Genomic DNA, 10,865 nt, shown 5'->3' on the forward strand with positions numbered 1-10,865 from the left:
ATTCACAAGGCGCTGTACTGTCTGGGTATGGTGACACTGGCGTACGGAGACGTGCTGGCTCGTTTCGGGCATGCCCTCTCCGATCCCGTCCGGGCCCGGCTGCTGCTCGCGCTGCGCGAAGGCCCCGGATATCCCGCCGAGCTGGCGGAACTGCTCGGCACCAGCCGGCAGAACCTCTCCAACCACCTGGCCTGCCTGCGCGGCTGCGGCCTGGTGGTGGCCGCGCCGGAAGGCCGGCGCTCCCGCTACGAGCTGGCCGATCCCCGACTCGCGCACGCCCTGGGTGACCTGCTTGGCCTGGTCCTGGCCGTCGATCCCACGGCCTGTCCGACCAACGACACCGACGGCTGCTGCTGATGGCCGTCCCGCTGCCCCTGGTGCCGAGCACCGCGAACCGGCCGTCGGCCGTACGGCAGGCGGTGCTGATCCGCCGGATCCGCTGGTTCGTCGCCGCGACCATCACCTACAACGTGATCGAGGCGATCGTCGCGATCAGCGCCGGCACGATCGCCTCCTCCACGGCGTTGGTCGGATTCGGGCTCGACTCGGTGGTGGAGGTGTCCTCCGCCGCCGCCGTCGCGTGGCAGTTCACCGGCGCCGACCACGCGCGCCGGGAACGCGCCGCGCTGCGGGTCATCGCGGTCTCGTTCTTCGCGCTCGCCGGCTACGTCGGCGTCGAGTCGGTACGGGCACTGCTCGACGGTGACCGCGCGGAGCACTCCACGGTCGGGCTGCTCCTCGCCGGGTTGTCGCTGGCGGTCATGCCGGTGCTGTCGACCGCGCAGCGGCGGGCCGGCCGGGAACTCGGCTCCGCCTCCGCCGTCGCCGATTCCAAACAGACCCTGCTCTGCACCTACCTCTCCGGGGTGCTGCTGGTCGGCCTGGCGGTGAACTCCCTGTTCGGCTGGTGGTGGGCCGATCCCGCCGCCGCTCTGGTCATCGCCGCCGTCGCGGTCAAAGAGGGTCGAAACGCCTGGCGCGGTGACGCCTGCTGCGCCCCGATCGCTGTCAGCCCAGCCAGCACCGGCTCCGCCCAACTCGACGTCGACCCAGCAGCGGTGCCCGGCGACGGGTGCGCCGACGGCTGCTGCCAGCCCGGAAAGGAAACTCGATGATGGCCGGCTTCGCCCTCGTGCTCTACCTCGCCGCGTTGACGGCGGCGTTCGGTTGGCGCAGTTTCGCCCAGCGCCGTCGTACCGGCGACACCGGCCTGCGTCTGGACGCCGGTCGGCCCGGCTCGCTGCGCTGGTGGGCCAAGCTGCTCTTCGTCGCGGCCCTGCTGCTCAACGCCGCCGGCCCGGTCGCCGGCCTGGCCGGTCTTTCGCCGATCGGGCCACTCGACCGGCCCGGGGTCCAGTGGGCCGGCACCGTCCTGGCCCTCGCCGGTGTCGCCGCGGTCCTCGCCGCCCAGCAGCAGATGGGTGCCTCCTGGCGCGTCGGCGTCGACCCGGCGGAACGCACCAGCCTGGTCACCCACGGCGCGTTCACGCTCGTCCGCAACCCGATCTTCACGGCGATGGCGGTCACCAGCATCGGCCTGGCCGCCATGGTGCCCAACCCGGTCGGCCTCGTCGCGGCCGGCACGCTCGTCGCGGCGCTTCAACTCCAGGTACGCGCGGTGGAGGAGCCCTACCTGGCCCGGGTGCACGGCGACGCGTGGACCGCGTACTCGACCCGGGTGGGCCGGTTCCTTCCTCGGGTGGGACGACAGCTGCGCCAGCGGGATGCCTGACCGCCCGGCACCGGCTGTCCAATTTATGTGATTTGCCCGCCACTCTCCGCCAGGCGCGATCGTTGCTCACGGTGTGCGTCGGAGGGGACGGACAGCGCCACGGTGCCTGCCGGTCCCCACGCTGGAGGGAGCGCAGGTCTGAACCGGATCGCAGGAATGATCATCGCTGCGGGGGGTGGCCGTCGGATCGGTGGCCCCGAGGCCCTGCTGCACCAGGGCGGCAAGCCGCTGGTCGACCAGATGATCGACACGCTGACGGAGGCGGGCTGTGGGCAGATCGTGGTCGTCCTCGGTGCCGCGGCCGACCAGGTCCGGGCCACCGCCGACCTGGACCGGGCCACGGTGGTGGTGAACCGGGCGTGGGGCACCGGAGTCGGCTCGTCCATCCGCGCCGGTCTGGCCGGCGTCGACGACGAGGAGGTCGAGGCGGTGGTGGTGGTGCCGGTCGACATGCCGGGGCTGACCGCCGCGGCGGTACGCCGGGTGGCCGCGTTGCCCTTCCCCGACGTGCTGGTCTGCGCGACGTACCACGGACTGCGCGGCTACCCGATGCTGTTCGGTCGTCGGCACTGGCCGGGCATCGCCACCCTGGCCAGCGCCGACGTCGGTGCCCGCCCGTACCTGCTGGCGCACAAGGACCAGATCGTCGACATCGCCTGCGACTCGGTGGCCGACGGCAACCGGGTCGACAGCCCCGAACTGATGGCCCTCTACGGCCTCTCCGTCCCGGAACAACGCGTCGGTGCCTGACCCCCGCCACCCCGCCCCCCGCCCCCCGCCACCCCGCTCTCGCCGATCATGGAGTTCTGGTCGCCGGAATGCGCCTGGTGTCCCTTATGCGGGGACGGAAACTCCAAGATCGACGAGACGAGGCAGGGCGGGGCAGGGCGGGACGGGGGCAGGGCGAGGCAGGGCGGGACGGGGGCGGGGTGGGGTGGGTTAGGGCAGGCGGTTGGTGGTGGTCAGGCGGCGGTACCAGTGGGCGGAGTCCTTCCAGGTGCGGACCTGGGTGTCGTAGTCGACGCGGATGATGCCGAAGCGGCGGTCGTAGCCGTAAGCCCACTCGAAGTTGTCCAGCAGCGACCAGACGAAGTAGCCGCGCACGTCGGCGCCGGCGGCCATCGCCTCGGCCGTGGCCGCGATGTGCCGGCGCAGGTAGTCGATTCGCCGGTCGTCGTGGATCGCGCCGTCGGGGGAGACCTCGTCCTGGAAGGCGGCGCCGTTCTCGGTGATCATCAGCGGCAGATCGGGATACTCCCGATGCAGCCGCAGCAGCAACTCGGTCAGGCCGGCCGGCTCGATGTTCCAGCCCATCGCCGTGTGCGGGCCGGGCTGGGGCAGGAACTCGACCTGCTCCGAGCCGACCCAGGCCGAGTGCGCCGAGCGGCCGTGCCCGTCGGAGTCCGACTTGGGCGACACCCCGTCCCAGGCGCGGACCAGGGTGGTCGAGTAGTAGTTGACGCCGAGCATGTCCAGCGGCACGGCCGCGGTCCGCTCGTCGCCGTCGCGGACGAACGACCAGTCGGTGACCCCGGCGGTGTCGGCGAGCAGGTCCGCCGGGTACGCCCCGTCCAGCATCGGCCCGAGAAAGGCCCGGTTGGCCAGCGCGTCGATCCGGCGTACCGCGTCGGCGTCGGCCGCCGAGTCGGAGGCCGGGCGGATCACGTGCAGGTTCAACGTGACCGAGAGCTGCGCGGCGGGCGCCAGGTCGCGGATCACCCGCCCGGCCAGGCCGTGCGCCAGGTTCAGATGGTGTACGGCGGCGAGGGCGGCCGCCGGCTCGGTGCGGCCCGGCGCGTGCACCCCGGAGGCGTAACCGAGGTACGACGAGCACCACGGCTCGTTGAACGTCGTCCAGGTGTGCACCCGGTCACCGAGCGCCCCGACGATCTTCGTCGCGTAGTCGGCGAAGCGCGACGCGGTGTCCCGCGCCGGCCAGCCCCCGGCGTCCTCCAGCTCCTGCGGCAGGTCCCAGTGGTAGAGCGTGGCGACCGGCTGGATGCCCAGTTCGAGCAGCCGGTCCACCAGCCGGGAGTAGAAGTCCACCCCGGCCTGGTTGACCGGCCCCGAGCCGCCGGGCTGCACCCGCGGCCAGGCGATGGAGAACCGGTACGCGCCGAGCCCGAGCGCGGTCAACTGCTCGAGGTCGTCGGCCCAGCGGTGGTAGTGGTCGGCCGCCACGTCGCCGGTGTCCCCGTTCAGGGTGCGTCCCGGCGTGTGGCTGTAGGTGTCCCAGATCGACGGTCCCCGACCGTCCTCCTTGGCCGCGCCCTCGATCTGGTACGCCGCCGTCGCCGAACCCCAGACGAATCCCTGGGGAAAGACCACGTCACCCATGTTGGCTCTCCGCTCGCTCATTTCGCCACCTCCGTGACCTCGCAGCGGTATCCCGACGACTCGCCCGCCACCACCTCGGCGGTGGCCGTTCCGTCCTGGTAGTGCACGTCGAACTCGGTTCCCGGTCCGCCGTCGGGCGACGGGATCCGGACCCTGCTCCGCTGGCCCGGCGCGGGGGCGAAGAGCCGCAGCCGGACGTCGTCGGCCCACGGGTAGTCGGGCCGGTCGGTGACCGAGCCGAACGGAATGACCGAGCCCGGCCGGGCCAGCACCGGCAGGCTGTCGAAGCCGTGCTTCTCGGTCATCCAACCCGGCCCGGTGACCTGCGCGCCGGTCGTCAGGTGCGTCCAGGTGCCGGCCGGCACGTAGTAGGTCACCTGCCCGTCGGCGCTCATCACCGGCGCGACGAGCAGGTCCGGCCCGAGCATGTACTGCCGGTCGAGGTAGGCGGTGGTCGGATCGTCCGGGAACTCCAGCACCATCGGTCGCATCACCGGTACGCCCTCGCGGTGCGCCTCCTCGGCCGCCGCCGCCAGGTACGGCATCAGGCTCAGCTTGAGCCGGGTGAACCGGCGCAGCACCTCGACCGCCTCGTCGTCGTACGCCCACGGCACCCGGTACGAGCCGGAGCCGTGCAGCCGCGAATGCGAGGAGAGCAGCCCGAAGGCGATCCACCGCTTGAACACCGCCGGGTCCGGGGTGCCCTCGAAGCCGCCGATGTCGTGGCTCCAGTAGCCGAATCCCGACGCCGCCAGCGACAGCCCGCCGCGAAGCGACTCGGCCATCGCCACGAAGGTGGATTCGCAGTCGCCGCCCCAGTGCACCGGGAACTGCTGCCCGCCGGCGGTCGCCGAGCGGGCGAAGACCACCGCCTCACCCTCGCCGCGCTCCGCCGCCAGCAACTCGAAGACCGTCTTGTTGTAGAGGTACGAGTAGTAGTTGTGCATCCGTTGCGGGTCGGAGCCGTCGTGCCAGACCACGTCGGTCGGGATGCGCTCGCCGAAGTCGGTCTTGAAGCAGTCGACCCCCATGTCGAGCAGGGCCTTGAGCTTGCCGGCGTACCAGGCGGCGGCTTCCGGGTTGGTGAAGTCGACAAGCGCCATGCCGGCCTGCCACTTGTCCCACTGCCAGATCGACCCGTCCGGGTTGCGGACCAGGTAGCCGGCCTGCCGTCCCTCCTCGAACAGGTACGACCGTTGGGCGATGTACGGGTTGATCCAGACGCACACCTTCAGACCGCGCTCGTGCAGCCGGCGCAGCATCCCCTCCGGATCCGGGAAGGTGGCCGGGTCCCAGATGAAGTCGACCCAGTGGAACTGGCGCATCCAGAAGCAGTCGAAGTGGAACACCGACAGCGGCAGGTCCCGCTCGGCCATCCCGTCGATGAACTCGGTCACCGTCTTCTCGTCGTACGAGGTGGTGAACGAGGTGGAGAGCCAGAGCCCGTACGACCAGGCCGGCACCCGGGCCGGGCGGCCGGTCAGCGCGGTGTAGCGGCGCAGCACGTCCTTCGGGGCCGGGCCGTCGATCAGGTAGTAGGTAAGCGACTGCCCCGGCACGCTGAACTGGGTCTGCGACACCACCTCGGAGCCCACCTCGAAGGAGACGTGCTCCGGGTGGTCGACGAAGACGCCGTACCCGGCACTGCTCAGGTAGAACGGCACGTTCTTGTACGCCTGCTCGCTGGCGGTGCCACCGTCGGCGTTCCAGATGTCGACGGTCTGGCCGTTCTTGACGTACGCCCCGAAGCGCTCGCCCAGCCCGTAGATCGTTTCGCCGACGCCGAGGGCGAGCCGGTCGTGCACGTACTTGCCGCCCTCGGCGTCGGTGACCACGCCGATGCTGCGTTCGGTGGAGGAGGTGACCAGCCGGTCGCCGCGCAGGAAGTCGACCCGCCAGGGGCCGGTCAGCGCGACCCGGACGGTCAGCTCGCCGGTGGTCAACCGGGCGCTGAGCCCGGTGATCTCCACCTGCACCGGATGCTCGGTGCGCTCGGCGAGCGCGAAGCGGGGCTGTTTGGGCAGCCCACCGCTGTGGTGCCCGACGGTCACGCCGACCACCCCGGGGGCGGGGGAGAAGAAGCGTACGGTGACGACCGGCCGGTTGAGGGTGTCGCCGCGTCCGGTGATCTTTCCGATCGGCGCGAAGACGGTGAACGAGCGCTCGTCGGGCTCGACCGACTCGACCGCGCCGGGCCGCAGCACGGTGACGCCGGGACGCAGTTGCCAGTACCCGTCGGTGAACTTCACTTGTCGGCTCCTGCCGTGATGCCGCGCGCGAGGGTGCGCTGGAAGACGAGGAAGAACAGGATCGCCGGGAGGAGGCTGAGCAGCGCCCCGGCGTTGGTGGTGGGGGCGTCCATCAGCCGGTCGCCCTGCAACGACGCGAGCGCGACCGGGACGGTCTGGGTCTGGTTGTCGATCAACATCACCAGGGGGATGAGGAATTCGTTCCAGGTCCAGATGAAGAAGAACACCAGCAGCACCGAGATGGTGGGCCGGATGTTGGGCAGCACCACCCGCCACAGGATCCGCCACTTGCCGGCGCCGTCGAGCGCGGCGGCCTCCAGCAGCGTGCGGGGGAAGGCGCCGAGCACCGAGGCGAGCAGGTAGGTGCCGAAGGCGGCCTGGATTACGGTGAAGATGATGATCACCGCCAGCCGGGTGTTGTAGAGCCCGGCCTCCTTGGCGAAGTGGTAGAGCGGGTAGATCAGCGCCTCCTGCGGCAGCATGTTGGCCAGCAGGAAGAGGCCGATGATCCAGAGCCGGCCGCGGACCCGGCCGATGCCGAGCGCGTACGCGCTGAGCAGCGACACCACCACGGCGAGCACCGCGACCGAGCCGGAGATGACTATCGAGTTCCAGAGCTTGACCGGGAAGTCGACCTGCTCCCAGTAGGTCCGCAGGCCCGTGGTGTAGAACTCGGTCGGCCAGCTCAGCGGGCCGTTTGTCGAGTAGTCACCGGGCGACTTGAAGGCGTTGAGCAGCATGAACGCGAACGGCACGAGCATGGCCAGTGCGGCGGCGCCGACCAGGGCGAGCACGATCCACCGGCCGACGCCGCGGCGGTGCCGGTCGGCCGGTCGCCGGGTGACCCGGGGCGGTGTGGTGAGGGTGACGGCCATCAGAGCACTCCGTCCCGTCGCTCGGCGCGGTTCTGCGCCCGGATGAACAGCACCGCCACCACCACGATGATCAACGTCAGCACCATCGAGATCGCCGAGCCGTAGCCGACGTTCAGCCGCTTGAAGAAGGTGAAGTACGCGAAGTACGACGGCACGTTCGTGGCGTTCTCCGGTCCGCCGCGGGTCAGCGCGTAGATCGGGCCGAACACCTTCATCGCCGCGATGGTGCAGGTGAGGCCGACCACGAAGGTCTCCGGCCGGATCTGCGCCAGCGTGATCGCCCGGAATCGCCGCCACCAGCCGGCACCGTCGATCTCCGCCGCCTCGTACAGCTCCGGATTCACCCGTTCCAGGGCGGCCATGAAGACGACCACGGGATAGCCGATCTGCACCCAGATCATCACGGCCATCACCACGGGCAGCGCCGTGCCCGGATCACCGAGCCAGTCGTGGCTCAGCGCGCCGAGCCCGATCGCGTCGAGCAGTCCGTTGAGCGCGCCGTCCGGTCGCAAAATCCAACCCCAGACGATGCCGGCCACGACGACCGGCAGCACCTGCGGCAGGTAGAAGGCGGCCCGCAGCGCGGCGGCGGTACGCGGGCGGAACCGGCGACCGATGGTGTCGAAGAGCACCGCGGCGAGCACCAGCCCGACCAGGGTGGGCACCACCACCATCGCGACGATCATCGCGATGGTGTTCTTGAACGAGGTCCAGAAGACGTCGTCGGTGAGCAGGTTGCGGTAGTTGTCCAGGCCGATGAAGGTGGGCTCGCCGACCCCGGACCACTTGGTGAGCGACAGGTAACCGGTGTAGACCAGTGGGCCGCCGATGACGAGCAGGAAGAGCAGCGCGCCGGGCAGCAGGTAGAGCCAGTACGCGGCGTCGGGGCGGGCCGCTCGGCGCTTCTTCGCCGTGGCCGCCGGGGTCTGAGGTGACGTGGTCGTCTGCCGGCGGGCGGCGACGGTGTCGGGGACTGCCATGGGGGTCCTTCCACGCCTGGGGCGGGCGTACCGATGCGCCGGTCACGCCCGCCCCGGCCGCCGCTCAGTCGCGCTTGATCTCCGCGACGCCGTCCTGGTAGGGCTTGGCGATCGCGTCGAGGACCTGGTCGGGCGTCTTGGACTGGTTGATCAGGCTCTGGAAGCCGGAGACCAGTACGTCGTAGTAGCCGGGCACCGGCCAGTCCGGGTAGAACGCCAGGCCATCCTGGGTGCTGATGTTGTTGAAGTTCTCGACCAGCCGGCGGTCCTTCTCGTCGCTGATCGCCGCCGGGTCACCGGAGACCGGCACGCCACCGTTGTTGCCGATCAGCGCCTGGATCTCCGGACGCAGGGTGATGTCGATGAAGTCGTACGCCAGGTTCTTGGCCTTGCTGGTCTCCGGAACCACCCAGAGGTTGCCCGACGAACCGGCGTGCATGGTGTTGCCGGGGAAGAGGAAGCTGTCCCAGTCGAACTTGATCTCGCTCTTGAACCGGCCGTACCACCAGCTGCCCGAGACGATCATCGGCGCCTTGCCGGAGATGAAGGCGGTGCCCATGTCCTCGGCCTTGAGGCTGGCCGAGTCCTTGGCGATGTAGCCCTTGCCGACCCACTCGGCGAAGGCTTCCGCGCCGTACTTGATCGGGTCGGCCTTGAAGTCGACCGGGTTGGTGTAGAGCTGGTAGTTGTTGACGAACCCGCGGTCGGCCCGGGAGAGGGCGAGCTGGTAGAAGAGCTGGCCGGCCGGGTACTCGGCACCGGACATGCCCAGCGGGGTGACGCCCTTGGCGACGAAGGTGTCCATCGCCGCGGTGAACTCGGCCATCGTCGTCGGCACCTTGACGCCGTGCTCGGCGAACAACTCCTTGTTGTAGTAGACCATCACGTACTCGCCGTAGTTGGGCACGCCGTACCAGTTGCCGGAGCCCATCACGCCGTTGTCGTACCGGGCGGTGGTCTGGAGGCTGGGGCTGAGCGCCTTGTCCCAGCCGCGCTTGGTCGCCTCCTCGGTCAGGTCGGTGAGCAGGCCCTGCGAGGAGAGCAGTCCAGAGGTGGCGTTGCCCTTGTTGTACTCCATGATGTCCGGGCCCTCGGACGAGTTGATGATCATGCCGGCGTTCTGCTGGATCTGCTCGAACGCCTTGCGCTCGAAGCGCACCTCGACGCCCTCGTGCTCTTCCTTGAAGATCTCGATGGCCCGGTCCCAGGCGATGCCCATCGCGCTGTTCGCGCTCTCGTAGTGCCAGAGCTTGAGGACGTTGGCGTCACCACTGTCGTCACCGTCGCCGCCGCAGGCGGCCAGGCCGGTCGCCGTGAGCGCGGCCACCATGGCCACCACGGCTACTCTGCGGAATCGTCGCATTGCTAGTCTCCTTGATGAGTATCGAGCCGGTACTCCGTCAAGCCCGTCGTCGCGTGGCAGCGCGACGACGGGCTGCTTTCAATGTCGAGGGCCGCCCGCCCTCTGATAACTCGTGATCTCGCTTCCCGTACGCGGTGGCCCACTGGACCCGCGGACCTCCAACGTGCAGGGCAGCAGTTGTTGGTGAATCTCGCCGTTGCCGGCGTCGACGTGCCGCAGCAGCGTCTCGATGGCGATCCGGCCGAGCGCCGAGCCGGGCGAGTTCATCGCGGTCAGCGCCGGGGTGGCCAGCTCGGCGACCTGCGGCGAGGTGACCATCGAGACGACCGAGACGTCGCCCGGAACGCTGCGACCCCGGGCCGTCAACTCCCCGAGCAGGCCGAAGACGGCGCTCTCGTTCATCGCCAGGATCGCGGTCAGGTCGGGCGCCTGGCGCAGGGCGGTGGCCAGCGCCGCCCGGCCGCCGGTCGCACTGTCCTCGGCGGGGATCATCAGCGGGTCCAGCCCGTGCCCGGCCATCGCGGCGGTGAACGCGTCGCGGGTACGCAGCGCCGGGCCGTACCCCTCGGCGATGGTGGCCGCCGAGTGGTTGACGTAGACGATCCGGCGGTGGCCGAGGCCCACCAGGTGGCTGACGGCCGCCCGGATGGTCTGGTCGAAGTCGATGTCCACGTAGGACAGGCCGGTCGTGTCGGCGGTGCGCCCGATCAGCACCAACGGCACGCCCACCTCCCGCAGCACGTCCACCCGGGCGTCGTACAGCTGCACCTCCATCAGCAGCGCGCCGTCGAGCATCCGCTGGCTGGCCAACCGGCGCAGCTCGTCGAGGTCGCCGACCCCGATCGGGGCGAGCACCAGGTGGTAGCCGGCCGCGCTGGCGGCCGCCGCCGCGCCGGTGACGAAGGCGGTCTCGGTGGCGCCGAGCCCGCGCTCGTCCATCGGCAGCAGCAGCCCGAGGATCCGGCTGCGCCGGCTGGCCAGCCCGCGGGCCATGGCGTTGGGCTGGTAGTCCAGCTCGGCCATGGCGGCGAGGACCTTGTCCCGGGTGGCCTGGGAGATCGGGCGGGCGCCGGTCAGCACGTACGACACCGTGCTGACCGAGACCCGGGCGAGCCGCGCGACGTCCTGCATGGTGGCCATCGGGCGCCTCCCTCGCCGCGAGCCGGGACGCTAGTCGAAGCGCTTAGTCGAAACGCTTCGACTGGAAGGTAGGCCACCTGTTGCAACCACGTCAATAGCCCATGACAAAACCACCCCACCCCCAACTCCTCGCCCCGTGGATCTTGCACTTTCGGTCGCCGTAATGCCGGCTTGGGACGCATTTGTCCC

At 70.3% G+C, this 10,865-nt stretch carries 10 protein-coding genes; 4 read left to right on the forward strand and 6 right to left on the reverse strand.

Features of this window, described 5'->3' with window-relative positions:
• The first annotated feature begins 21 nt into the window (after window positions 1–21).
• From AC507J_RS25540 to AC507J_RS25555, 4 genes are all read left to right on the forward strand, one after another.
• Window positions 22–357, forward strand: coding sequence for an ArsR/SmtB family transcription factor (locus AC507J_RS25540; RefSeq protein WP_496291811.1), 336 nt, complete (start codon window positions 22–24; stop codon window positions 355–357).
• On the forward strand, window positions 357–1,115 hold the full coding sequence (locus AC507J_RS25545; protein ID WP_496291793.1) for a cation efflux transmembrane domain-containing protein: 759 nt from the start codon (window positions 357–359) through the stop codon (window positions 1,113–1,115). Before AC507J_RS25540 ends, AC507J_RS25545 begins: the two co-directional genes overlap by 1 nt.
• Window positions 1,115–1,732 carry a methyltransferase family protein gene (locus tag AC507J_RS25550; RefSeq protein ID WP_496291813.1) on the forward strand — a complete coding sequence of 206 codons (618 nt, stop codon included), beginning with the start codon at window positions 1,115–1,117 and terminating at the stop codon, window positions 1,730–1,732. Before AC507J_RS25545 ends, AC507J_RS25550 begins: the two co-directional genes overlap by 1 nt.
• 156 nt (window positions 1,733–1,888) lie before the next feature.
• On the forward strand, window positions 1,889–2,482 hold the full coding sequence (locus AC507J_RS25555) for a nucleotidyltransferase family protein (protein ID WP_496291795.1): 594 nt from the start codon (window positions 1,889–1,891) through the stop codon (window positions 2,480–2,482).
• Window positions 2,483–2,671: 189 nt separating this feature from the next.
• Here AC507J_RS25555 and AC507J_RS25560 read toward each other — a convergent pair whose 3' ends face one another.
• From AC507J_RS25560 to AC507J_RS25585, 6 genes are all read right to left on the reverse strand, one after another.
• Complete coding sequence (locus AC507J_RS25560; protein WP_496291797.1) at window positions 2,672–4,090, reverse strand: GH1 family beta-glucosidase; 1,419 nt, start codon at window positions 4,088–4,090, stop codon at window positions 2,672–2,674.
• Window positions 4,087–6,318 (reverse strand): alpha-xylosidase, encoded by a 2,232-nt coding sequence (yicI, locus tag AC507J_RS25565; RefSeq protein WP_496291799.1) that lies wholly within the window; start codon window positions 6,316–6,318, stop codon window positions 4,087–4,089. Before yicI ends, AC507J_RS25560 begins: the two co-directional genes overlap by 4 nt.
• The gene (locus AC507J_RS25570; protein WP_496291801.1) at window positions 6,315–7,193 is read right to left on the reverse strand and encodes a carbohydrate ABC transporter permease; all 879 of its coding nucleotides are present in this window, start codon (window positions 7,191–7,193) and stop codon (window positions 6,315–6,317) included. The genes yicI and AC507J_RS25570 overlap by 4 nt, the downstream gene beginning before the upstream one ends.
• Window positions 7,193–8,173, reverse strand: a complete 981-nt coding sequence (locus AC507J_RS25575; RefSeq protein WP_496291803.1) for a carbohydrate ABC transporter permease — start codon at window positions 8,171–8,173, stop codon at window positions 7,193–7,195. Before AC507J_RS25575 ends, AC507J_RS25570 begins: the two co-directional genes overlap by 1 nt.
• 64 nt (window positions 8,174–8,237) lie before the next feature.
• Entirely contained in the window at window positions 8,238–9,536 is a 1,299-nt protein-coding gene (locus AC507J_RS25580; protein ID WP_496291805.1) for an ABC transporter substrate-binding protein, read from the reverse strand.
• 78 nt (window positions 9,537–9,614) lie between these two features.
• On the reverse strand, window positions 9,615–10,676 hold the full coding sequence (locus AC507J_RS25585; protein ID WP_496291807.1) for a LacI family DNA-binding transcriptional regulator: 1,062 nt from the start codon (window positions 10,674–10,676) through the stop codon (window positions 9,615–9,617).
• Window positions 10,677–10,865 lie beyond the last annotated feature (189 nt).

This window comes from Micromonospora sp. PRAS1 (assembly GCF_059553435.1).

Bases quoted from the DNA above. Each gene is read 5' to 3' on its own strand.
- AC507J_RS25545 (WP_496291793.1), top strand. From the start codon at position 357: ATGGCCGTCCCGCTGCCCCTGGTGCCGAGCACCGCGAACCGGCCGTCG.
- AC507J_RS25550 (WP_496291813.1), top strand. From the start codon at position 1,115: ATGGCCGGCTTCGCCCTCGTGCTCTACCTCGCCGCGTTGACGGCGGCG.
- AC507J_RS25555 (WP_496291795.1), top strand. From the start codon at position 1,889: ATGATCATCGCTGCGGGGGGTGGCCGTCGGATCGGTGGCCCCGAGGCC.
- AC507J_RS25560 (WP_496291797.1), bottom strand. From the start codon at position 4,090: ATGAGCGAGCGGAGAGCCAACATGGGTGACGTGGTCTTTCCCCAGGGA.
- AC507J_RS25570 (WP_496291801.1), bottom strand. From the start codon at position 7,193: ATGGCCGTCACCCTCACCACACCGCCCCGGGTCACCCGGCGACCGGCC.
- AC507J_RS25575 (WP_496291803.1), bottom strand. From the start codon at position 8,173: ATGGCAGTCCCCGACACCGTCGCCGCCCGCCGGCAGACGACCACGTCA.
- AC507J_RS25580 (WP_496291805.1), bottom strand. From the start codon at position 9,536: ATGCGACGATTCCGCAGAGTAGCCGTGGTGGCCATGGTGGCCGCGCTC.
- AC507J_RS25585 (WP_496291807.1), bottom strand. From the start codon at position 10,676: ATGGCCACCATGCAGGACGTCGCGCGGCTCGCCCGGGTCTCGGTCAGC.